The organism is Nocardioides seonyuensis (genome assembly GCF_004683965.1).
In the GTDB taxonomy this organism is placed as follows: Bacteria; Actinomycetota; Actinomycetes; order Propionibacteriales; family Nocardioidaceae; genus Nocardioides; species Nocardioides seonyuensis.
In genome coordinates this window covers 3,663,246-3,684,745 of record NZ_CP038436.1, presented here as the reverse complement: position 1 = coordinate 3,684,745, position 21,500 = coordinate 3,663,246, and the positions used below count along the sequence as shown (strand labels likewise).

21 protein-coding genes and 1 tRNA gene are annotated in these 21,500 nt (G+C 69.8%); 12 read left to right on the top strand and 10 right to left on the bottom strand.

The annotated features are described in order from the left end of the window. Positions 1–220 precede the first annotated feature (220 nt). Genes EXE58_RS17845 through EXE58_RS17835 form a run of 3 tightly spaced genes read left to right on the top strand, consistent with a single transcriptional unit; the run spans position 221 to position 2,882 of the window. Positions 221–1,657 (top strand): GuaB1 family IMP dehydrogenase-related protein, encoded by a 1,437-nt coding sequence (locus tag EXE58_RS17845; protein ID WP_135269092.1) that lies wholly within the window; start codon positions 221–223, stop codon positions 1,655–1,657. Between the two features lie 5 nt (positions 1,658–1,662). Further along, positions 1,663–2,328, top strand: a complete 666-nt coding sequence (locus EXE58_RS17840; protein ID WP_135269091.1) for a sulfotransferase — start codon at positions 1,663–1,665, stop codon at positions 2,326–2,328. Further along, complete coding sequence (locus tag EXE58_RS17835; RefSeq protein WP_135269090.1) at positions 2,325–2,882, top strand: nucleosidase; 558 nt, start codon at positions 2,325–2,327, stop codon at positions 2,880–2,882. The genes EXE58_RS17840 and EXE58_RS17835 overlap by 4 nt, the downstream gene beginning before the upstream one ends. Here EXE58_RS17835 and EXE58_RS17830 read toward each other — a convergent pair. From EXE58_RS17830 to EXE58_RS17820, 3 genes are all read right to left on the bottom strand, one after another. Beyond that, positions 2,879–3,460: a LysR substrate-binding domain-containing protein gene (locus EXE58_RS17830; protein ID WP_135269089.1), complete on the bottom strand. Its 582-nt coding sequence runs from the start codon at positions 3,458–3,460 to the stop codon at positions 2,879–2,881. The two genes, EXE58_RS17835 and EXE58_RS17830, sit on opposite strands and share 4 nt — an antisense overlap. A 10-nt stretch (positions 3,461–3,470) precedes the next feature. Continuing rightward, positions 3,471–5,198: a BCCT family transporter gene (locus EXE58_RS17825; RefSeq protein WP_208544070.1), complete on the bottom strand. Its 1,728-nt coding sequence runs from the start codon at positions 5,196–5,198 to the stop codon at positions 3,471–3,473. Between the two features lie 96 nt (positions 5,199–5,294). Next, the gene (locus EXE58_RS17820) at positions 5,295–5,795 is read right to left on the bottom strand and encodes a flavodoxin family protein (protein ID WP_135269087.1); all 501 of its coding nucleotides are present in this window, start codon (positions 5,793–5,795) and stop codon (positions 5,295–5,297) included. A gap of 93 nt (positions 5,796–5,888) precedes the next feature. Between EXE58_RS17820 and EXE58_RS17815 the strand changes: the two genes are divergently transcribed. After that, complete coding sequence (locus tag EXE58_RS17815; RefSeq protein WP_244242304.1) at positions 5,889–6,575, top strand: hypothetical protein; 687 nt, start codon at positions 5,889–5,891, stop codon at positions 6,573–6,575. Here the strand turns inward: EXE58_RS17815 and EXE58_RS17810 are convergent. The 3 genes from EXE58_RS17810 to EXE58_RS17800 all read right to left on the bottom strand — a co-directional run bounded on the left by EXE58_RS17810 (position 6,561) and on the right by EXE58_RS17800 (position 8,937). Then, positions 6,561–7,367: a CPBP family intramembrane glutamic endopeptidase gene (locus tag EXE58_RS17810; RefSeq protein WP_135269085.1), complete on the bottom strand. Its 807-nt coding sequence runs from the start codon at positions 7,365–7,367 to the stop codon at positions 6,561–6,563. The genes EXE58_RS17815 and EXE58_RS17810 overlap by 15 nt on opposite strands. After that, positions 7,364–8,710 (bottom strand): hypothetical protein, encoded by a 1,347-nt coding sequence (locus tag EXE58_RS19805; protein ID WP_208544069.1) that lies wholly within the window; start codon positions 8,708–8,710, stop codon positions 7,364–7,366. The genes EXE58_RS17810 and EXE58_RS19805 overlap by 4 nt, the downstream gene beginning before the upstream one ends. 138 nt (positions 8,711–8,848) lie before the next feature. Beyond that, positions 8,849–8,937, bottom strand: a tRNA-Leu gene (locus EXE58_RS17800). 80 nt (positions 8,938–9,017) lie between these two features. On the opposite strand from EXE58_RS17800, the gene EXE58_RS20520 reads away from it, so the two are divergent. Together EXE58_RS20520 and EXE58_RS20515 are read left to right on the top strand one after the other, a co-directional pair. Further along, positions 9,018–9,677, top strand: coding sequence for a M20/M25/M40 family metallo-hydrolase (locus tag EXE58_RS20520; protein WP_425271662.1), 660 nt, complete (start codon positions 9,018–9,020; stop codon positions 9,675–9,677). Next, positions 9,605–10,336 (top strand): M20/M25/M40 family metallo-hydrolase, encoded by a 732-nt coding sequence (locus EXE58_RS20515; protein ID WP_425271680.1) that lies wholly within the window; start codon positions 9,605–9,607, stop codon positions 10,334–10,336. The genes EXE58_RS20520 and EXE58_RS20515 overlap by 73 nt, the downstream gene beginning before the upstream one ends. Before the next feature lies 1 nt (position 10,337). Here EXE58_RS20515 and EXE58_RS17790 read toward each other — a convergent pair whose 3' ends face one another. Continuing rightward, positions 10,338–10,565 (bottom strand): DUF5703 family protein, encoded by a 228-nt coding sequence (locus EXE58_RS17790; protein WP_425271661.1) that lies wholly within the window; start codon positions 10,563–10,565, stop codon positions 10,338–10,340. A 3-nt stretch (positions 10,566–10,568) separates the two neighbouring features. Further along, complete coding sequence (locus tag EXE58_RS17785; RefSeq protein WP_135269084.1) at positions 10,569–11,516, bottom strand: aldo/keto reductase; 948 nt, start codon at positions 11,514–11,516, stop codon at positions 10,569–10,571. Between the two features lie 62 nt (positions 11,517–11,578). Between EXE58_RS17785 and EXE58_RS17780 the strand changes: the two genes are divergently transcribed. After that, on the top strand, positions 11,579–12,403 hold the full coding sequence (locus EXE58_RS17780; RefSeq protein WP_244242303.1) for an undecaprenyl-diphosphate phosphatase: 825 nt from the start codon (positions 11,579–11,581) through the stop codon (positions 12,401–12,403). A gap of 4 nt (positions 12,404–12,407) precedes the next feature. On the opposite strand, the gene EXE58_RS17775 is transcribed toward EXE58_RS17780, so the two are convergent. Continuing rightward, complete coding sequence (locus tag EXE58_RS17775; protein ID WP_135269083.1) at positions 12,408–13,385, bottom strand: magnesium and cobalt transport protein CorA; 978 nt, start codon at positions 13,383–13,385, stop codon at positions 12,408–12,410. Between the two features lie 32 nt (positions 13,386–13,417). On the opposite strand from EXE58_RS17775, the gene EXE58_RS17770 reads away from it, so the two are divergent. Genes EXE58_RS17770 through mshC form a run of 4 tightly spaced genes read left to right on the top strand, consistent with a single transcriptional unit; the run spans position 13,418 to position 16,718 of the window. Further along, positions 13,418–14,113 (top strand): MSMEG_4193 family putative phosphomutase, encoded by a 696-nt coding sequence (locus EXE58_RS17770; protein WP_135269082.1) that lies wholly within the window; start codon positions 13,418–13,420, stop codon positions 14,111–14,113. Between the two features lie 10 nt (positions 14,114–14,123). Next, on the top strand, positions 14,124–14,708 hold the full coding sequence (locus tag EXE58_RS17765; RefSeq protein WP_135269081.1) for a DUF3090 family protein: 585 nt from the start codon (positions 14,124–14,126) through the stop codon (positions 14,706–14,708). 37 nt (positions 14,709–14,745) lie between these two features. Next, positions 14,746–15,462: an SCO1664 family protein gene (locus EXE58_RS17760; protein ID WP_244242302.1), complete on the top strand. Its 717-nt coding sequence runs from the start codon at positions 14,746–14,748 to the stop codon at positions 15,460–15,462. A gap of 17 nt (positions 15,463–15,479) precedes the next feature. Next, on the top strand, positions 15,480–16,718 hold the full coding sequence (gene mshC / locus EXE58_RS17755; RefSeq protein ID WP_135269079.1) for a cysteine--1-D-myo-inosityl 2-amino-2-deoxy-alpha-D-glucopyranoside ligase: 1,239 nt from the start codon (positions 15,480–15,482) through the stop codon (positions 16,716–16,718). A 48-nt stretch (positions 16,719–16,766) separates the two neighbouring features. Here the strand turns inward: mshC and EXE58_RS17750 are convergent, their stop codons facing one another. Continuing rightward, positions 16,767–17,612 (bottom strand): PAC2 family protein, encoded by an 846-nt coding sequence (locus EXE58_RS17750; protein ID WP_135269078.1) that lies wholly within the window; start codon positions 17,610–17,612, stop codon positions 16,767–16,769. A 182-nt stretch (positions 17,613–17,794) separates the two neighbouring features. Here EXE58_RS17750 and metH point away from each other — a divergent pair, with 182 nt between their 5' ends. Next, positions 17,795–21,460 (top strand): methionine synthase, encoded by a 3,666-nt coding sequence (metH, locus tag EXE58_RS17745; protein ID WP_135269077.1) that lies wholly within the window; start codon positions 17,795–17,797, stop codon positions 21,458–21,460. The last annotated feature ends 40 nt before the right edge of the window (positions 21,461–21,500 follow it).

Sequence of the window (21,500 nt, the reverse complement as noted above, 5' to 3'; positions counted from 1 at the left end):
ATGCTCATGGAGTCCTCGACGCCACGGGTGGCACGAGAGCCCATGTGCGTCACCGGGTGGGATCGCTCGGCATGCAACCGCCGGTCTGTCCGACCGCGTCGGACGAGCCAGGCTCCGAGCGCGCCCGACACTCCTGCCCCCAGTGCGACCATCATCCATTCCATGAGTCATGGTCCCGTGGGCCCCGCAGGTGGTCAAGGGCCGCGTAGAGTCCGCCGTCGTGCACTTCCTCCACGACCAGAAGCCGCCGCATGACCTGACCTATGACGACGTGTTCATGGTGCCGGGCCGCTCCGCCGTGGCGAGCCGGTACGACGTCGACCTCGCCACGAGCGACGGCACCGGCGCCACGATCCCGCTCGTCGTGGCCAACATGACCGCCATCGCGGGCAGGCGGATGGCCGAGACCGTCGCTCGGCGCGGCGGCATCACCGTCATCCCCCAGGACATCCCTCTGCCGGTCGTGGCCGACGTGGTGCGCTGGGTGAAGGGGCGTCACCTGGTGTTCGACACCCCCATCGAGCTGCACCCCACCCAGACCGTCGCCGAGGCGCTGTCGCTGATCCCCAAGCGAGCTCACCGAGCAGCGGTGGTCGTGTCCGAGGGCAGGCCGCTCGGCGTCGTGTCCGCGGAGCACTGCGAGGAGGTGGACAGGTTCGCCCAGGTCGGGAGCGTGATGAGCACCGAGCTGGTCACGGTGTCCGCCGACGCCGACCCGCGCGAGGTCTACGACGCCATCGAACGGGCCCGCGCCCAGCTCGCCGTGGGTGTCACGGGGTCCGGGGAGCTCGTGGGCGTGCTGACCCGCCTGGGCGCCCTGCGCGCGACGCTCTACGACCCGGCCGTCGACGCACAGCACCGCCTTCGGGTGGCGGCCGCAGTCGGGGTCAACGGCGACGTCGCGGAGAAGGCCGCCGCCCTCCTCGACGCGGGCGTCGACTGCCTGGTCGTCGACACCGCGCACGGCCACCAGGACCGCATGCTCGAGGCGCTGGCCGCCGTCCGCGCCCTCGGCCCGCAGGTCCCGGTGGCAGGAGGCAACGTGGTGGACGCCGCCGGCACGCGCGCACTCATCGAGGCCGGTGCCGACATCGTCAAGGTGGGAGTCGGGCCGGGCGCCATGTGCACCACCCGGATGATGACCGGCGTCGGCCGCCCGCAGTTCTCCGCGGTGCTGGAGTGCGCGACGGCAGCGCGCGAGCTCGGCAAGCACGTGTGGGCCGACGGGGGAGTGCGGCACCCCCGCGACGTCGCGCTCGCGCTCGCGGCCGGCGCGTCCTCGGTCATGATCGGCTCCTGGTTCGCCGGCACCAACGAGTCCCCGGGCGACCTGATGGAGGACGCCCAGGGGAGGTCGTTCAAGGTCTCCTTCGGCATGGCTTCGGCACGAGCAGTGGCCAACCGCACCTCGACCGAGTCGTCGTACGACCGGGCACGCAAGGGTCTCTACGAGGAGGGCATCTCCTCCTCGCGGATGTACCTCGACCCGCAGCGTCCGGGAGTCGAGGACCTCATCGACCAGATCTGCTCGGGCGTCCGCTCCTCGTGCACCTATGCAGGAGCCAGCAGCCTCGCCGAGCTCCACGACCGGGCGGTCGTCGGGGTCCAGTCCGCTGCCGGGTTCCACGAGGGCCGTCCCCTCGCGCAGTCGTGGTGACCGGGATGCAGCACGTCTTCGTGATGACCTACGGGCGGTCGGGTTCCACGCTCCTGATGGGCATCCTCAACTCGATCCCGGGCTGGTTGCTGCGCGGGGAGAACCGCCACGCCATGCGGCACCTCTACGAGTTCCACGCCAGCGGCCTGCGTGAGCGAGCGCGGGTGAACCCCGCGAGGGCCGCCGAGCCCACCCACCCATGGTTCGGCATCGAGTCGTTCCCCGAGCAGGTCTCGCTGGAGCACATCCGGGCCCTCGCCGAGGCGACGCTCATGCGGCCGGAGCCCGGCACGCGGGTGACGGGCTACAAGGAGATCCGCTGGTACGACGACGACCTGCCCGACTACCTCGCCTTCCTGCAGCAGGTGTTTCCGGGCTGCCGCTTCGTGGTGAACACCCGCCACCTGCCCGACGTCGCCGCCAGCAACTACTGGACCCACAAGGACGACGCGCTCACCAAGGTCCGGGCGATCGAGGAGCACATGCTCGCAGCTGCCGCTGACCTCGGCGACGCGGCCCACCGGGTCCACTACGACGACTACGCCGGCAATCCCGCAGCCCTGCGAGGCCTGTTCGAGTGGCTCGGTGAGGACTTCGACGAGGAGCGGGTCCGGGCGGTCATGTCGACACCACACTCCCGTCGCGGCAAGCACCGCACGGACGACCTGTGAGCGCCTCCCGCGACGACGTGCTGGTCGTGGCAGCGACCCGTGCCGAGGCCGCACACGTGCCGCCGGGTCTGCCGCTCGTCATCACCGGCCTGGGCAAGACCCACGCGGCTGCGGCCACCGCCCGGGCGTTGGCGTCGTACGACGACCCGTCACACGTGACGGTGGTCAACATCGGCACCGCGGGCGCGCTGCGCCCGGGGCTCACCGGGATGCACGAGCCCGGGGTCGTCCTCAACCACGACATCAGCGCAGACGTCATCCGTGCGCTCGGCTACGACCCCCGCGAGCGGCTCGAGATCGGTGGCTCCGAGATCGTCCTGGCCACGGGCGACGTGTTCGTCACTGACCCGGCCGTCCGCGACCTCCTGGCCCAGCGGGCCCACTTGGTCGACATGGAGGGCTACGCGGTGGCGTGGGCGGCACTGGCCGCCGGCGCCCGGGTGCGGCTCGTCAAGCACGTCTCCGACGCTGCCGATGCTGGCGCCATGGACTGGCCGACCCTGGTCGAGGCGAGCGCCGTCGAGCTGGGGACCTGGCTCGAGAGCTCGCTCTAGCGGGACGAGTTGGCGCCACGCCCCCGAGTGATCCCGACGAAGGCCTGGGTCGTCTCGTCGTCGCGCTCGACCCGCCAGGCGAGGGCGATGGTGGACGGCTCGAGGTCGGCGACGACCCGGGTGACCACGTCCTTGCGCTGGAAGAGCCGTGCCACCGACATCGGTACGACGACCACGCCGGTACCGGCCGCGACGGTCTCGATCGCCTCCCGCGGGGTCATCTCCGGCCAGTCGAGCTGTTCGACGTCGGGGCGCCAGCCACTCGCATGGGGCATGACGAGCTGCTCGTCGGCGAGGTCGGCCGTGGTGACCTCGGGGTCGGCCGCGGCGAGGAGGTGCTCCCGGCCGGCGACCACGACGGGCACCTCGTCGTAGAGCCTCACGCAGTGCATCCCGTCCCGGTCGATCGGAAGGCGGACCAGGCACATGTCGAGGCTGCCGCCGCGCAGCAGGTGCTCCTGCTCGGACTCCGTGACCGGCACGAGCTCCAGCGGCTCACGGTGGCGCTCGCGCCAGTGCCGTGCCCACTTGTCCGGGGTCGCGCCGGTGACGAATCCGACGCGCAGCGGGGTGATCATGCGCGCGAGACTATGCCTTGCGCGCCTTTGCGTCGGAGTTCTCGGCCGCTGCGGGGTCCTTGCCGACGGTCAGGACGAAGTCGTCGCCGTGCTCGGTCACACCGGCGATGACGGCCTGCTGGACGGCTTCGACGGCGCGCTTGCGACGCACCACGAGCGGGTCGCGGCTGAGGTCCTTCACCAGCGCCACGGCCAGGCCGATCATGATGACCACGAACGGCAGCGCCGCGATCACCGTGATGGTTTGCAGTCCGCTGAGCGCGTCGGCCCCGCCCACCAGCAGCATCACGGCTGCGGCGGCTCCCGTGGCGACGCCCCAGAAGATCACCGTCGGGCGGCTGGGGTGGATGGTGCCCCGCTCAGACAGCGAGCCCATCACGATCGACGCGGCGTCGGCGCCGGAGACGAAGAAGATGGCCACGAGCACCATCACGACCACGCTCGCCGCAGTGGCCAGCGGGTAGGCGTCGAGGGTGGCGAAGAGCTGGGCCTCGAGGCCGCCGGCCCCGGCGATGTCGGTGCCTTGCTTCTGCAGGTGCATGGCGGTTCCGCCGAAGATGGCGAACCACACGAGGCTCACGAGGCTGGGGACCAGCAGCACACCTGTCACGAACTGCCTGATCGTCCTGCCGCGCGAGATCCGGGCGATGAACATGCCGACGAACGGGGTCCACGACAGCCACCACGCCCAGTAGAAGATGGTCCACCCCTGCAGCCAGGTCGCGGTGTCCTCGCCGGCGATCCCGGTGCGGGCCGACATCATCGGCAGGTCCGCGACGTAGCCGCCGACCGTGTTGGGGATCAGGTTGAGGATGAAGACCGTGGGTCCGACGACGAAGACGAACAGTGCGAGCACCACTGCGAGGACCATGTTGATGTTGGACAGCCACTGGATCCCCTTGGAGACCCCGGACACTGCCGACAGGACGAACGCGGCGGTCAGCACGGCGATGATGCCGACGAGGAGCCCGTTTCCGGTGGTCCCCAGGTCAGCCACGATCTCCAGTCCGGACCGGATCTGCAGTGCGCCGAGACCGAGCGAGGTGGCCGATCCGAAGAGCGTGGCGAAGATCGCGAAGATGTCGATCGCCTTCCCCCCGAAGCCATGGGCGTGGCGGCCCAGGAGCGGCTCGAACGCGGAGCTGATCAGCTGCAGGCGGCCCTTGCGGTAGACGCCGTACGCCACGGCGAGGCCGACGACCGCGTAGATCGCCCATGGGTGGAGCGACCAGTGGAACATGGTCGTGGCCATCGCGTTCTGCGCTGCTTCCGCGTTGCCCGGTTCACCCGTGCCGGGGGGAGGCGTCACGAAGTGGGTGATCGGCTCGCTGACCCCGTAGAACATCAGGCCGATTCCCATGCCCGCGCTGAACATCATCGCGATCCACGAGACCGTCCGGAACTCCGGCTCCTCGTCGTCGCGTCCGAGCGGGATGTTGCCGAACTTGCCGAGCGCGAGCCAGATCACGAAGACCACGAAGGCGCTGGAAGCCAGGACGAAGAGCCATCCGGTGTTGACCATGACCCAGGACAGACCGGTGCCGGACGCGTCGGCGAGGCTGGCCGTGCTGATGAAGCCCCAGGCGAGGAACGCCAGGCTGACTGCGGCAGCGATGCCGAAGACCACCTTGTCGAGGCCCCCGGTCTGAGGGCGGTCGAGTGCCTCCGCGGGGACGTCGAGCGCGGGGTGCAGGTCGTCGTTGGCGGGGAGTTCGTGGGGGTGCTCGAGCTTGGCCATCCCTCGACCACACCAAGGTTGTCCCGACATGGCAAACCGGGGCGGGGGGTCCCCGCCTGAGGTGTTAGCGAGGACACAGCCTCGGTCGTGCTCGGCCTACGAGGTGAGGTCGGCGCTCGCCAGTGAGCGCGCCCACTCGCGGGCCTTCTCGAGCTCACCCTCCAGCAGCGGTCCGGCCATGTCCGCGACGTAGAAGCTCGCGGTGGCGACGACGGGTCCGACGTGTCGGTGCTTGGCGAGCTTGGCTGCAGACTTCGCAGCCGATCCCGGCAGGTGTCGCATGCTTCCGACGCGGGTGTCGAAGGTGGCGATCTCGACCCGGGAGCCTTCCGGCAGCTGTTCGAGCCACTCCCGGACGCCGATGGCCTCATGGCCGCTCGTGGCACCCTTGGTGACGGCGTCGCGTCGCGTCGTCGCCCTGCTCATCGAGAAGGCGTGTGTCGGGCCGCCGACGACGAGGAGGTCGAAACCGTCGAGGTTGGGCGGCGCAGCTGCCACGGAGGTGCACTGCACGTCGCCCGGCAGCGCTGAAGCGATGGCCTCTGCGACTGCACTTGTGTTGCCCCACATGGACTCATGGACGACAAGGGTTCTCATCGAGGGCTCCTCTCCACGCCGGACCTGGTCGGGCCCGGGTGCCCAAGACCAGTCCTTGCGCTCTGTCCTCACGATCAGCATCGTCCTGATTCCGTGAGCAGGACAGAGGCCAAGGTCCCCTTCGGGACCTTCAGCCCTGCCGTCGTACACGGTGATGCGATGAACTGGAGTCCGGGAGGACGTGGCATGGTCGAGAGGGCGGAAAGGACCAGCCGGAACAGCGTCGACCTGTACTGGCTCCCGCTTGGTGCCGGCGGCCACTTCGTGCGCCTGAACGGTCGAGCGTTCGAGGCCCTGGTCGCCCACCGCGAGCGACGTCGCGCCTGCGACCTCTACCACTCGGCGCTCGAGGTGAGGCTCGACGCGGACCGCTGGGTGATCGAGATGGGGCCGGTGTGGAACACGGCGGATGCTGGACGCGGGGTGGTCGCTGTCGGCCCTGTCGGGCACCCGTGGCTGGGTCGCACCCGCGCGTTCCGCTATGAGGTCCGCAGGTGGCGTGAGGGCCGCATCCCCGATCTCGCCGAGGCCGTGGACAGTCCTCGTCGGCTCAGCGCAGACCACGCGCACGCCGCCAGGGTGCTGGAGCTGGTGGCGCAGTTCCGTACAGCGACGTGGGGGCGGGATGAGCAGGGCACCGGCGAGATGTGGAACTCCAACTCGCTGACGTCCTGGCTCCTGTCGCGCAGCGGGCACGACCTGTCCACAGTCACTCCACCACGCGGCGGTCGGGCGCCCGGATGGACCGCAGGACTGGTCGCGGCTTCACGCGAGCGCTGACTCCTCGATCGCGTACTCGGGAGCATGGGGCTGGTTAGCTGGCCGGCCGAGACGGCCCCGGGTGAGCAACAAGAGGGCGGCGGCGCCTGCTGCGTAGGCGCCGAGGATGACTGCATCGACAGTCAGTGAGTCGGTGGTGAGAAGCAACCCGTCCTGCGCCGCAGTGAAGCTGCCGTGGAGGAGCACACACAGGAGGATGCTGCCGGTGCGGTTGTACAGCCAGGTGTAGTAGAAGGCCAGCACGAGGGGTACGACGAACCCGGCGGGGCCGTAGAGCGGGACGTGCCACACGCCCCAAGCGAGCCCAAGCAGGACCGTGGCCACGAAGGGCGTGTGCCGCTCCTGCAGGCGGGGGAGCGCGAAGCCGCGCCACCCGGGTTCCTCCAAGCCGCCGAAGAGAACGGCCGTAAGCGCCACTGAGACCAGGTAGCCCGGGACGCGGCCGGGTAGGAGCGACCAGTCCACGTCGGCACCCACCGCCTGAAGGGCCAGGTTCACCGCTCCGTACAACGCCGCTGGAAGCAGCAGGGCGTAGGCGTAGAAGCGCGCAGACACCCGCCACGCCATCAGCGCCATGACCCAAGGCCGTATCGGTTGCCCGGTGAGGCGAAGCGCCACGGCCGCTGCTAGAGCGGGACCGAACCCGCCCAGGACCAGGAGAGCGAACGACCCGGTGAGGTGCGTGAGCACCCACATCGGCCAGGAGATCGCATAGGCGAGCAGGAAGAACCCGAGCACGGGATGGGCGGCGAGCCACTGGCGGAGAGCGAGGGCGGGGTGGTGCGTGCTCATCCCGCACCTCTTGGGTGAGGTCGTGCGACCGGAGTGCTTGCCGGCGCCTCGAGGGTCCGGACCCACCGGGTGACCATCCAGGTGCTCGCAGCGAGGAGCAACAGGCTCGGGCCGGCGTCAGAGCCGAGGTGGACGGCCTCGCTGGTGGCCAGCGCGACCACGGGCCCGGCCCAGAGGGCCGTGAAGAGTGTGACGATCTTGACGAGCGCCACCACGGCAAGGGGCGGCCCGAGTGGGCGATCCCGCACGAGGAGCACACCGACCCCGGCGATCGCCGGCAGGACGACAGCGAGGTCCAGCCAGAAGACTGGGTAGGGCGTGCCCCCGACGCCTTGAGGATCTGCCTGTCCCGTGCCGAGTGCCACCGGCAGCAGGGCCGAGAGCCACAGCCCGGCGAACAGCACGGCCGTCACGACGAGCATCCACCCGGTGCCGCGGCGAAGCCTGGAGGAAGCAGTGCTGGCAGGGGTGCGCTTGACGAGGTCGACGAGACCCGAGGCGAGGCCCGCGCCGGACAGCGTGACGATCACGACATAGGCAAGGAACATCCTGTTCATCGGTACGCCGGTGATGTAGATCAGGTAGCTGTACAGCAGGTAGCCAAGCAGGCCCAGTCGCACCAGGCGCCCGCCCGTGCCGAGCCCTGGGCGCAGCACGAGCGCCCCCAGCAGGACGGCGACGACGATGCTGCACGCGTCCTGCGCCTTGGCGGCCAGGACCGTCGCATCCGGGAGCGACCTGTACGGCGACTCCGCGAGGAGGCCGTACAGGGAGGCGGCCAGCACCGCGACGGCGAGCACCACGTCGTTCCACCTGGCGTGGATGCCGGTCGAGGTTTCCGCCACGGGCGTGCTGGGGACAGCACGACGAACGACAGGGACCGCGACGCCCGATGACGGACCGGCCCCCAGGAGCGGCCAGTCACGTCGTACGACCGGGAGGAGGAGCGCCAGCACGGGCAGGCTCCACAGCCACACCCAGAAGCCGAAGGACATGAGCAGGACGTGGAACACCAGGACGCCCACCCAGCCTGCGCGTGCGGCCCGGCCCCCGCGCAGGAGCACGGTTCCTAGAAGCATCTCCCCGAAGGCCAGCGCCAACAGCCACGCGGCCGGGTGGTCCATGACCACGTCGCGCCAGGTGTTCGCGACGAACGGCCAGAACGAGCCGTCGGCGAACGTGCGGTAGGTCTGAGGGTCGGCCGCCACGATACCGGCGTTGATGCCAGCCATGACGAGGTAGAAACCGCCGACGAATCGCCGGATGACGATGGTTCTCGGCGGGTGCGTGCCTGCGACCTGCACTGGCTGGTACCGATGGTCCGGGCGGGTGATGGTGCTCATGACAGCCTCCTCCGTCTGCCCACACCACCAGCATCGTCCTGCGTGGAGGGCCGCGACAGAGGCGAAGGTCCGTCATTCCCGAACGTCTCGCCCAGGCTCGAGAATGGCTGAAGGCCCCGCGGATCGCGAGGCCTTCGATGGTGTCCGAGGGGGGACTTGAACCCCCACGCCCTAATACGGGCACTAGCACCTCAAGCTAGCGCGTCTGCCAATTCCGCCACCCGGACGAGTGCTGGAGAACAGTAGCAAAGCGGGCGCTCGGAATCGGAATCGGGGCGCGTGCGACATCTGGGGCAGGATGGGCGACATGGACACCGTGTCGGAGCAGGCGTCGTACGACCCCGCGGCGGAGGTCGTCGAGCTCTGCCGCGAGCTGATCCGGATGGACACCTCGAACTACGGCGGCGACGACGGACCGGGGGAGCGCAAGGCGGCCGAGTGGGTGGCGACCCAGCTGGACGGCGTCGGCATCGAGTCGCAGATCATCGAGACCGCGCCCGGCCGGGCCAACGTCATCGCACGGTGGGGCGGGGGCGACGGACGCGCGCCTCTGCTGCTCCACGGCCACCTCGACGTGGTGCCCGCCGAGGCCGCCGACTGGCAGGTCCACCCGTTCTCGGGCGAGGTCCGTGACGGGATGGTGTGGGGCCGCGGCGCCGTCGACATGAAGGACTTCGACGCGATGCTCCTCAGCGTCGTGCGCGCTCGTGCTGCGGCCGGCCGGGCTCCTGAGCGGGAGGTGGTGCTCTGCTTCACCGCCGACGAGGAGGCCGGGGGCCACCACGGGGCTGGGCTCCTCGTCGACGAGCACCCCGACCTGCTGGCCGACTGCACCGAGGCGGTCGGCGAGGTGGGGGATTCAGCGCGACCGTTCGTGGGCGGCGCGTCTACCTCATCGAGGCAGCCGAGAAGGGCATGGCCTGGATGCGGCTCAGCGCCCGCGGTCGCGCCGGCCACGGCTCGATGATCAACGGCGAAAACGCAGTCACGCGCCTGGCGGGAGCCGTGGCGAGGATCGGCACCCACGACTGGCCGGTGCGGTTGACACCGACGATGGAGGTGCTGCTGGCGAGCGTCGGTGAGCTGGCGGGCACCGACGCGACGCCCGAGAACGCCGAGTCGCTCATCGAGGAGTTCGGCAGCGCCGCCCGAATGCTCGGCGCCGTCATCCGCAACACGGCCAACCCGACGATGCTGGAGGCCGGCTACAAGGTCAACGTCATCCCGACCGACGCCCACGCCTACGTCGACGGACGCTTCCTGCCCGGTTATGAGGACGAGTTCTTCGACACCCTGCGCGAGCTGTGCGGAGAGGGGATCGACATCGACTTCGTGTCGCACCAGCAGCCCTGGGAGACGCCGTACGACGGCGACCTCGTCGCTGCGATGACCCGCAGCCTCCTCGCGGAAGACCCTGACGGTCTCGTGGCCCCCTACCTGATGAGCGGCGGCACCGACGCCAAGCACTTCCGGAAGCTGGGGATGCGCTCCTACGGTTTCGCGCCGCTGCGCCTGCCGGACGACCTCGACTTCACCTCGCTCTTCCACGGTGTGGACGAGCGGGTCCCGGTGGACGCGCTGGAGTTCGGGGCGCGGGTCATGGACCGCTTCCTCGACGGGATCTGAGTCAGCCCGAGAACAACGTCAGCCGCTGCCGGATGATCTTGCGGCGCAGCACCACGCGTCGTACGCCGTCGTTGCCGATCCGCAGGCGGTCGAGCTCCCAGCCGCCGTGCTCGGCTCGGTCGACGAGCAGCCGCGTCACGACGTTGCGCGAGAAGTCAGGGGGGAGCGACAAGGTCTCGAACTGCCACTCCACCCCCGGTCGGGGTGCACGGCGCTGGTCGCGTCCCACGCGTCAGTCCCCGGACACGTCGTCGAGTGCGGCCGTGATCTCGGGCGGGAGGGAGAGCTCCTCGATGCCGAGGGCCCCCTTGAGCTGCGCCGCAGTGCGGGCGCCGACGATGGGGGCGGTCACGCCGGGACGATCCCGCACCCAGACGAGAGCGACCTCGAGGGGCGACCAGCCAAGGCCCTCCGCGGCCCTCACGACGGCCTCCACGATGCCTCGGCCACGCTCGTCGAGGTAGGCACCCACGAAGGCTCCGAAGTGGTCGGTCGCGCCTCGCGAGTCCGAGGGGATGCCGGTGCGGTACTTGCCGGTGAGGACGCCGCGACCCAGTGGCGACCACGGCAGGACGCCGAGGCCGAGTGCCCTGGCGGCGGGGAGGACCTCGTGCTCGATCGCGCGGTTGACCAGGGAGTACTCCACCTGGGTGGAGGCCAGCGTGGCCCGCCCGGGGACCGCGCGCTGCCAGGTCGCCGCCTGGGCCGTCTGCCAGCCGTTGTAGTTGGAGATGCCGACATAGGAGGCGCGCCCCGACGACACGGCGAGGTCGAGCGCGGTGAGGGTCTCCTCGAGAGGCGTCTCGTCGGTCCAGACGTGCACCTGCCACAGGTCCACGTGATCCATCCGGAGCCTCTTCAACGAGGCGTCCAGGGCGGGAAGGAGATGGCCTCGCGAGGTGTTGGTGACGCGCTCCCCGGTGCGGCGGGAGATGCCGGCCTTGGTGGCGAGGACCACCTCTTCGCGACTGACGACGTCACCGATGAGGGTGCCGATGAGCTCTTCGCTCGCCCCGTCGCCGTAGCCGGCAGCGGTGTCGAGCAGCGTGCCTCCGGCTTCCGCGAAAGCGACGAGCTGATCACGCGCCTCGTGCTCGTCGGTGTCGCGTCCCCACGTCATGGTCCCGAGCCCGAGACGGGAGACCCTGAGTCCGGTGGCACCGAGTGCGCGCTGCTGCATGGCAGGAGGGTAGCCACGGGTCGGGCAGGTCCCCGTCGTGGCACGCCGTAGGCTCCTGCGTCGTGATCGACCTCCTGAAGGCCGTGGTCCTGGGCATCATCCAGGGCCTCACCGAGTTCCTGCCCATCTCGAGCAGTGCGCACCTGCGCATCTTCCCAGAGCTCTTCGGCTGGGGCGACCCCGGAGCCGCGTTCACGGCCGTCATCCAGATCGGCACCGAGCTCGCGGTGCTGATCTACTTCCGCAAGGACATCTGGCGCATCGCCAACGCCTGGGTGCGCGCGCTGTTCCAGCCCGAGTGGCGCGGCACCCTCGATGCACGCATGGGCTGGTTCATCATCATCGGCTCCCTGCCGATCGTCGTCCTGGGCGTGCTGCTCAAGGACGTCATCGAGCGTGACTTCCGCAACCTGTGGATCATCGGCACGATGCTCATCGTCATGGGGATCGTGCTCGGCATCGCCGACCGCACCAGCAGGGCGGACCGGCCGATCGGCAAGATCACCCTGCGCGACGCCGTCCTGATGGGTGCCGCACAGGCGCTGGCCCTGATCCCCGGGGTCTCGCGCAGCGGCGCCACCATCTCGATGGGCCGGCTGCTCGGGTTCGAGCGCGAGGCGGCCACCCGCTACGCGTTCCTCCTCGCGATCCCGGCCGTGGTCGGCGCCGGCCTCTTCGAGCTCAAGGAGATCCCCCACGGCCACAACGACTTCGGCTGGGGGCCGACGATCACCGCGACCGTGGTCTCCTTCGTCGTGGGCTACGCCGCCATCGCCTGGCTGCTGCGCTACGTCTCGACGAAGTCCTACACGCCGTTCGTCGTCTACCGGGTGCTGCTCGGAGCCGGGACCCTGGCGCTGCTCGGAGCAGGCGTCCTCACCGCCTAGGCCTCTAGAACCAGCCCGCTCGCTTGAAGAACACCCACAACCCGCCCGCCGAGGCAAGCATCAGGGCCAGCGCGAACCAGAAGCCGCCCGCCCAGCTGTTGGAGGGCCACAGCTCGTAGTTCATGCCGTAGACGCCCGCGATCAGGGTCGGTACGACGACCAGTGCGGCGCCGGCGGAGATCTTGCGCATGTCCTCGTTCTGCTGCACCTGGATGCGCGCGAGATAGGCCTCGAAGGCCGTGGAGAGAAGTGCGTCGAGGTTGTCGATGACCTCGGAGACCCGCTGCAGGTGGTCGGCCACGTCCCTGAAGTAGGTGGCTGCGTCGGGGTCCAGGCCGGGATGGTCACCGGCCGCGAACCGGCGCATCGGCTCGCGCAGCGGCATCACGGCTCGTCGTACCTCCGCAAGCTCGCGCTTGAGGGTGTAGATCCGCGCACTCACGGGGGCGGGGCCGGGAGAGAAGACCGCCTCCTCGACCTCGTCGACATCGACCTCGAGCTCGGCGCCCACCCGCTCGTACTCGTCGACCACGTGGTCGCAGACCGCGTAGAGCACGGCAGACGGGCCGTGGGAAAGCACCTGCGCGCGCTGCTCGAGGTCTCGTCGAGACTCCTGGAGCTGGGAGCCGTCGCCGTGGCGGATCGTGATCACGTAGTCGGGGCCGATGAAGATGTTGATCTCGCCGGTCTCGACCGCATCGTCCGCATCGACGTACCAGAGTGTCTTGAGCACGACGAAGACGTGGTCGCCGTAGGCCTCGAGCTTGGGCCGTTGGTGGGACTCTCCGGAGTCCTCCACCGCGAGCGGGTGGAGGTCGAACTCGCGGGCGAGCGCCTCGAGCTCACGGGCGTCGGGGTTGAAGATCCCCAGCCACTGGAAGTCGCCGGGCTCGTGGGAAAGCCTCCGCACCTCCAGCTCGGCATCGTCGCGATCCGGCGCGACGCGCTTGCCGGCTCGGTAGAGCGCGTTGTCCACGATCACGCGGTCAGGCTAGTCCCACTAGGGTCGGCGCCATGGCAACCGTGATCCTCGTGCGACACGGCCGCACCACCGCCAATGCGACCGCCGTGCTCGCAGGGAGGGCTGAGGGGGTGGTCCTCGACGACGTCGGCCGCGAGCAGGTCGCGCGCGCCGGGGACAGGCTGGCAACGCTGCGGCTCGCGCGCCTCGTCACCAGCCCTCTCGAGCGCACCTGCGAGACCGCCGACGCCATCGCCGCCGGCCAGGCCGCGGACATCCAGCCCCTCGTGGACGAGGGCGTCGTCGAGGTCGACTACGGCGAGTGGCAGGGCCGCAGCTTGAAGGAGCTCGCCGGGGACGAGCTGTGGAAGGTCGTGCAGCGCCAGCCGTCCGCGGTCACATTCCCGGGTGGAGAGTCCCTGGTGGCTGCCGCGGCCCGCGCGGTCAGCGCCGTGCGGAGGCATGATGCCGAGGTGTCGAGCCAGCACGGCGACGACGCCGTGTGGGCGCTGGTCAGCCACGGGGACATCCTCAAGGCCGTGCTCGCCGACGCGCTCGGCTCCCATCTCGACCAGTTCCAGCGGATCGTCGTCGACCCAGGTTCGATCAGCGTGGTCCGCTACACCGCCGACCGGCCGTACGTCCTCGCGGTCAACACGCACCAGGGCCCCGTGGCACTTCCGCCGGTCAGCGCCGACGCCGTCCCCGGTGGAGGCGCCGGGCCGAGCCGGTCTGGGACGGAGACCTAGGGTGGGGCACATGCCAGTGGTCCACGCCTTCGACCCGCCCGAGCGCTTCGTCGTCGGAACGGTTGGGCAGCCCGGGATGCGCACCTTCTTCCTGCAGGCGCGCGAAGGCGTCCGGCTGGTGAGCGTCGCGCTGGAGAAGCAGCAGGTGGAGGCGCTGGCCGAGCGTGTCGACGAGCTCCTCGACGAGCTCATGGCCGCCACCGACGACTCCGTGCTGATCCCCGCCGTGGCCCCGTTCGACCTGGTCGACAACGAGGCGCTCGAGCTGCCGATCGAGGAGGAGTTCCGCGCCGGCACCATGACCCTGTCGTGGGACGGCGCCGACCAGCGCGTCGTCGTGGAGGTGTTCCCCTTCAGCGAAGCAGCCGTGGTCTCGCTCGAGCAGCTCGACGACGACCTCACCGAGCTCCAGGAGCCAGAGCCCGACGAGGTGCTGCTGGTGAGGATGCCGGCCGCCGTGGCCCGCGCCTTCGTCGCCCGCGCCCGCAACGTGCTCGGCGCGGGGCGACCCGACTGCCCGTTCTGCGGCAACCCCGTCGACCCGGACGGCCACCTCTGCGTGCGGGCCAACGGCTTCCGGCGCCGTGATCCCTGAGCACGTCAGGACGGGGCGGCTCACCCTCCACGGCCGCGTGCTGCCTGCGTCGAACGCCACGTTCGTCGGGGACGTCGACGGCGTGCGGGTCGTCTACAAGCCGGTCGCGGGGGAGCGGCCCCTGTGGGACTTCCCCGACGGCACGCTCGCGGCGCGCGAGGTGGCGTCGTACCTCCTCTCGGAGCTGACCGGCTGGAGCATCGTGCCGCCCACGATCCTGCGCGACGGCCCGCACGGTGTCGGCATGGTGCAGCTGTGGCAGGACATCGACGAGGCGCAGACGCCGGTCGACATCGTCCCGGCGGGCCGCACGCCGGCCGGCTACCGCCACGTGTTCGACGGCCTCGACGCACAGGACCAGCCGGTCTCGCTCGTCCACGAGGACACGTCGGCGCTGCGTCGCATGGCCGTCCTGGACATCGTGCTCAACAACGCCGACCGCAAGGGAGGCCACGTCCTGCCCATGCCTGGTGGTCACCGGCACGGGGTCGACCACGGGCTCACGTTCCATGTCGACCACAAGCTGCGCACGGTGCTGTGGGGATGGCTGGGGGAGTCGCTCGATCCCGAGGAGCTGGAGGGAGTGCGCCGGGTCGTGGAGGCGCTCTCCTCCGGCGCCGGCGAGCTGGCGGAGCTGTTGCTGCCGGAGGAGATCGACGCGACGCTCACCAGGGCTCGCACCCTGCTGTCAGCGGCTGCGTTCCCGGCGCCCGAGGCGGCGGGCTACCCCGTCATCCCGTGGCCTCCCATCTGATCGCCTAGGCTGCGCGCATGCGTGCCTGGTCGTCGCCCGAGGTCCCTCCGCTGCCGGAGGCGGGTCCGCCCGTGCGCATCCACGACACCGCGACCGGCACCCTGGTGGACACCGCGTCCGAGGGCGCTGCGCGGCTCTACGTCTGTGGCATCACGCCCTACGACGCCACCCACATCGGCCACGCTGCGACCTACGTCGCGTTCGACCTCCTCAACCGTGCCTGGCGCAACCACGGCCGCGCGGTGACCTACGTCCAGAACGTCACCGACGTCGACGACCCGCTGCTCGAGCGTGCCCACAAGGTGAAGGTGGCGTGGCGCGAGCTGGCAGAGCGCGAGACGCAGCTGTTCCGTGACGACATGGAGAGCCTGCGCGTCCTCGCCCCCGATCACTACGTCGGCGCCGTCGAGTCGATCCCCGAGGTGATCACGCTGATCGAGCGGCTGCGCGAGGCGGGCGCGGTCTACCAGGTCGACCAGGACCTCTACTTCTCCGTCACCGCCGACGAGGCCTTCGGCAGCGTGTCCGGTCTCGACCGGGACGCCATGCTCGAGATCTTCCCCGAGCGCGGCGGTGACCCGGACCGGTCCGGCAAGAAGGACCCGCTCGACTGCCTGCTCTGGCGGGCCGAGCGACCGGGCGAGCCGTCGTGGCCGAGCCCCTTCGGGCCGGGCCGTCCGGGCTGGCACATCGAGTGTGCGGCCATCGCCCTCGACCACCTCGGCACGTCCTTCGACGTCCAGGGGGGTGGCAGCGACCTCGTCTTCCCCCACCACGAGATGTCGGCGGGGGAGGCCCAGGTCGCACATCCCGGCCACCTGTTCGCACGTGCCTACGCCCACGCCGGGATGGTCGCCTACGACGGCGAGAAGATGTCGAAGTCCAAGGGCAACCTCGTCTTCGTTTCGGCGCTGCGCTTCAGCGAGGTCGACCCGATGGCCATCAGGCTGGTGCTCCTGCGCCACCACTACCGCAGTGACTGGGAGTGGACCGACGACCAGCTCTGGGACGCCGTCGACACACTCACCCAGTGGCGTCGCGCGCTGGCACTCGGCGCGGGCGCGCCCACGCAGCCGGTGGTCGAGCAGGTCCTCGCTGCCTTGGCGGACGACCTGGACGCCCCGGCTGCAGTGGACGTCGTCCAGCGGTGGGTGGACGCCACCTTGGGCACCGACAAGCTGGCCGACACGAGTGAGGAGTCGGCCGCCGGCGAGATCCACCGGCTGCTCGACGCCGCCCTCGGGATGTCGCTCTGACGGACGCCTCCACCCGGCTGTCGTACGACGACGTGGACGTGGCCCTGCTCAGTCCTCGCCGCGCCGCTTGAGGTAGCGCTCGAACTCCCGGGCGATGGCCTCGCCGCTGGCCTCGGGCAGCTCGGTGGTGTCACGGGTCTCCTCGAGCGCGCGCACGTAGTCGGCGACGTCCTCGTCCTCGCTGGCCAGCTCGTCGACGCCCCGCTCCCAGGCTTCGGAGTCCTCGACCAGGTCACCCAGCGGCATGGGGCACTCGAAGAGCTCCTCGAGCTGACCGAGCAGCGCGAGGGTCGCCTTGGGACACGGCGGCTGGGCCACGTAGTGGGGTACGGCGGCCCAGTAGGCGACCGAGGGGATGTCGAGCTGGATGCAGGCGTCGTTGAACACACCGACGATGCCGGTCGGGCCCTCGTAGCTCGACTGCTCGATCCGCAGCCGGTCGACGAGCTCTGGCTCGGAGGCGGACCCGGTCACCGGGATCGGACGGGTGTGGGGAGTGTCGGCCAGCAGGGCGCCCAGGGTGACGACGAGCTCGGCGCCCAGGTCGTCGCACGCAGCAAGGAGCTCCGCGCAGAACTGGCGCCAGCGCATGTTGGGCTCGATGCCTCGGATCAGGATGACGTCGCGATCGAGCGCCGCGGGCCGCGCCACGGCGATCCGGCTCGTGGGCCACGTGAGCCGTCGGTGCCCGTTGGCGTCGGTGCCGATGATCGGGCGGTTGACCTGGAAGTCGTAGAACTCCTCGGGGTCGATCGCGCCGATGACCTCGGCCTTCCACTCGTGCATCAGGTGGTCGACCAGCCCCGACGCCGCCTCGGCTGCGTCGTTCCATCCCTCGAACGCAGCGATCACGACGGGGGAGGTGAGGTCCTGCAGGTCGTCGAACTCGATCACTCCTCCAGCCTAGTCACGGCGCCCCTCGCGTCCCGACAATTTCGCCACGGGCACGCACGGTGCCACGATGTGGACCCGGAGTCCGAGGAGTGGACGGGTTCCTACGCTGGATCCGACGAGAGGAGCCCGGACACGTGACCCACGACCATCGTCCAGATGCCACCGCAACGCTCAGCGAGCTGATGCGAGAGCGAATCATGGTCATCGACGGTGCGATGGGCACGGCGATCCAACGGGACAGGCCGGACGAGGCGGGCTACCGCGGAGACAGGTTCGCCGACTGGCCGCAGGACCTCCAGGGCAACAACGACCTGTTGAGCCTCACCCAGCCGCACATCATCCGGGAGATCCACGAGGAGTACCTCCGGGCCGGTGCGGACATCATCGAGACCAACACGTTCAACGCCAACGCCATCTCGCTCAGCGACTACGGAATGGCAGACCTCGCCTACGAGATCAACCGTGAGTCGGCGCGGCTCGCCCGAGCGGCGGTCGAAGCGGTGGCGACCCCTGAGCGTCCCCGCTACGTGGCCGGCGCCCTCGGCCCGACCACCCGCACTGGCTCGATCTCTCCTGACGTCAACGACCCGGGTGCACGCAACGTCCTCTACGACGACCTGGTGTCGGCCTACCTCGAGGCCGCTCGTGGCCTGGTCGACGGCGGGGCCGACCTGCTCGTGATCGAGACGGTATTCGACACCCTCAACGCAAAGGCCGCGGTGTTCGCGGTCGAGACGCTCTTCGAGGAGCAGGGGCGTCGCTGGCCGGTCATCGTCTCGGGCACCATCACCGACGCATCCGGCCGGACGCTCTCGGGCCAGGTGACCGAGGCCTTCTGGAACTCCGTGCGCCACGCCCGCCCGCTGGCGGTCGGCCTCAACTGCGCCCTGGGTGCCAAGGAGATGCGGCCCTACCTGGCCGAGCTGGCCCGGCTGGCCGACACGTTCGTCTCGTGCTACCCCAACGCGGGCCTGCCCAACGCCTTCGGTGAGTACGACGAGGCTGCCGAGGAGACCGCCGCGATCCTCGCCGAGTTCGGCGAGGCCGGCCTGCTCAACCTCGTCGGTGGATGCTGCGGCACCACCCCGGCCCACATCGCCGCCATCGCCGCGGCGGTCGAGGGCCAGCAGGTGCGCGTCGTGCCCGAGGTCCGGTCGGCGATGCGCCTGGCAGGCCTCGAACCGCTCACCATCACCGAGGAGAGCCTCTTCGTCAACGTCGGTGAGCGCACCAACATCACCGGCTCGGCACGGTTCCGCAACCTCATCAAGGACGGCGACTACGACACCGCCCTGTCGGTCGCCGCGCAGCAGGTAGAGAACGGCGCCCAGGTCATCGACGTCAACATGGACGAGGGGATGATCGACGGCGTCGCTGCGATGGACCGGTTCCTCAAGCTGGTCGCGTCCGAGCCCGACATCAGCCGCGTCCCGGTCATGATCGACTCCTCCAAGTGGGAGGTCATCGAGACCGGGTTGAAGTGCGTGCAGGGCAAGCCGATCGTCAACTCGATCTCCATGAAGGAGGGCGAGGACAAGTTCCGCGCCGAGGCTCGCCTGTGCCGCAAGTACGGCGCTGCGGTGGTCGTGATGGCCTTCGACGAGCAGGGCCAGGCCGACAACCTCGAGCGACGCATCGAGATCTGCGAGCGCGCCTACCGGATCCTGGTCGACGAGGTCGGCTTCCCGGCCGAGGACATCATCTTCGACCCCAATTGCTTCGCCCTGGCGACCGGCATCGAGGAGCACGCCACCTACGGCGTCGACTTCATCGAGGCCACGCGCTGGATCAAGCAGAACCTTCCGGGAGCGCAGATCTCCGGGGGCATCTCCAACGTCTCGTTCTCCTTCCGGGGCAACAACCCGGTGCGCGAGGCCATCCACGCGGTCTTCCTGTTCCACGCGATCCAGGCAGGCCTCTCCATGGGGATCGTCAACGCCGGCGCCCTGGTGGTCTACGACGAGATCGACCCCGAGCTCCGCGAGCGCATCGAGGACGTCGTGCTCAACCGGCGCCCGGATGCCGCCGAGCGGCTGCTCGAGATCGCGGAGGCCCACAAGGGCACGGGGGAGGCCGCCGAGGAGAAGACCGAGGAGTGGCGCGAGCTGCCTGTCGGTGAGCGGATCACGCACGCCCTGGTCAAGGGACTGGACGCGTTCGTCGAGGAGGACACCGAGGAGCTCCGCGCTCTCATCTCCGAGCGCGGCGGTCGCCCGATCGAGGTCATCGAGGGTCCGCTGATGGACGGCATGAACGTCGTCGGCGACCTCTTCGGCGCGGGCAAGATGTTCCTCCCGCAGGTGGTGAAGAGCGCTCGGGTGATGAAGAAGGCAGTGGCCTACCTCATCCCGTTCATCGAGGCCGAGAAGAAGCCCGGCGACGTCGATCGGGCCAAGGGCACGATCGTGATGGCCACGGTCAAGGGCGACGTGCACGACATCGGCAAGAACATCGTGGGCGTCGTGCTCCAGTGCAACAACTACGAGGTCATCGACCTCGGCGTGATGGTGCCGGCGCAGAAGATCCTCGACACCGCTCGCGAGGTGGGTGCCGACATGATCGGACTCTCCGGGCTGATCACGCCGTCGCTGGACGAGATGGTCAACGTGGCGGCCGAGATGAAGCGCCAGGAGTTCACCATCCCGCTGCTGATCGGTGGAGCGACGACCTCTCGCGCCCACACGGCCGTCAAGGTCGACAAGCAGTACGACGGTCCGGTCGTCTGGGTCAAGGACGCCTCCCGGTCGGTGCCCACCGCCGCTGCGCTCCTCAGCGACGAGCAGCGCCCGCGGCTGATGGCCGACATCAAGGCCGACTACGACGCCCTGCGGACGCGCCACGCCACCAAGCAGGACCGCCCGATGGTGACGCTGGCGAAGGCACGCGCCAACCGCACGCCGATCGAGTGGGAGGGCTACGTCCCGCCGCTTCCGCGCGAGCCCGGCCTCCACGTGCTGAACGACTACGACCTCGGCGAGCTGCGCGAGTTCATCGACTGGCAGCCGTTCTTCAACGCGTGGGAGATGAAGGGCAAGTTCCCCGACATCCTCAACAGCCCCACCCACGGCGAGGAGGCGCGCAAGCTCTACGACGACGCGCAGAAGATGCTCGACCTCGTCGTGCAGGAGAAGTGGCTGACCGCCAACGCGGTGTTCGGGCTCTTCCCGGCCAACGCCGTGGGTGACGACATCGAGGTCTACGACGACGACAGCCGTTCGGCGGTGAGAGCCGTGCTCCACAACCTGCGCCAGCAGGGCGACCACCGCGAGGGCGTCCCGAATCGCTCCCTCGGCGACTTCGTGGCGCCCAAGGAGACCGGGCTCGCCGACCACGTCGGCGCCTTCGCGGTCACGGCCGGCCTCGGCGCGACCGAGCGCATCATGAAGTTCAAGGAGGCCCTCGACGACTACTCCGCGATCATGCTCGAGGCCATCGCCGATCGGCTTGCCGAGGCGTTCGCCGAGCGGTTGCACCAGCGCGTTCGCACCGAGTTCTGGGGGTACGACGACGGAGAGACGCTCTCCAACGAGGACCTGATCGCCGAGAAGTACCGCGGCATCCGTCCCGCGCCGGGCTACCCCGCCTGTCCAGAGCACACCGAGAAGCGCACCCTGTGGGAGCTGCTCGACGTCACGGCCAACACGGGCATCGAGCTCACCGAGGGGATGGCCATGTGGCCGGGCGCTGCGGTGTCGGGGTGGTACTTCTCCCACCCGCAGTCGCAGTACTTCGTGGTGGGCAGGCTGCAGCGCGACCAGGTCGCCGACTACGCGGTCCGCAAGGGCTGGACGCAGGCCGAGGCCGAGCGCTGGCTCTCCTCCAACCTCGCCTACGAGCCTGAGGACTGATCCACGCTCCGGTGGGGTGTGCGACGTCCCGGGAACTAGG

What these genes read in the sequence shown, in the direction of transcription:
- EXE58_RS17840 (WP_135269091.1), top strand. Translation starts at nt 1,663, where the DNA reads ATGCAGCACGTCTTCGTGATGACCTACGGGCGGTCGGGTTCCACGCTC.
- EXE58_RS17830 (WP_135269089.1), bottom strand. Translation starts at nt 3,460, where the DNA reads ATGATCACCCCGCTGCGCGTCGGATTCGTCACCGGCGCGACCCCGGAC.
- EXE58_RS17825 (WP_208544070.1), bottom strand. Translation starts at nt 5,198, where the DNA reads ATGGCCAAGCTCGAGCACCCCCACGAACTCCCCGCCAACGACGACCTG.
- EXE58_RS17820 (WP_135269087.1), bottom strand. Translation starts at nt 5,795, where the DNA reads ATGAGAACCCTTGTCGTCCATGAGTCCATGTGGGGCAACACAAGTGCA.
- EXE58_RS17810 (WP_135269085.1), bottom strand. Translation starts at nt 7,367, where the DNA reads ATGAGCACGCACCACCCCGCCCTCGCTCTCCGCCAGTGGCTCGCCGCC.
- EXE58_RS19805 (WP_208544069.1), bottom strand. Translation starts at nt 8,710, where the DNA reads ATGAGCACCATCACCCGCCCGGACCATCGGTACCAGCCAGTGCAGGTC.
- EXE58_RS20520 (WP_425271662.1), top strand. Translation starts at nt 9,018, where the DNA reads ATGGACACCGTGTCGGAGCAGGCGTCGTACGACCCCGCGGCGGAGGTC.
- EXE58_RS17785 (WP_135269084.1), bottom strand. Translation starts at nt 11,516, where the DNA reads ATGCAGCAGCGCGCACTCGGTGCCACCGGACTCAGGGTCTCCCGTCTC.
- EXE58_RS17770 (WP_135269082.1), top strand. Translation starts at nt 13,418, where the DNA reads ATGGCAACCGTGATCCTCGTGCGACACGGCCGCACCACCGCCAATGCG.
- EXE58_RS17765 (WP_135269081.1), top strand. Translation starts at nt 14,124, where the DNA reads ATGCCAGTGGTCCACGCCTTCGACCCGCCCGAGCGCTTCGTCGTCGGA.
- mshC (WP_135269079.1), top strand. Translation starts at nt 15,480, where the DNA reads ATGCGTGCCTGGTCGTCGCCCGAGGTCCCTCCGCTGCCGGAGGCGGGT.
- metH (WP_135269077.1), top strand. Translation starts at nt 17,795, where the DNA reads ATGCGAGAGCGAATCATGGTCATCGACGGTGCGATGGGCACGGCGATC.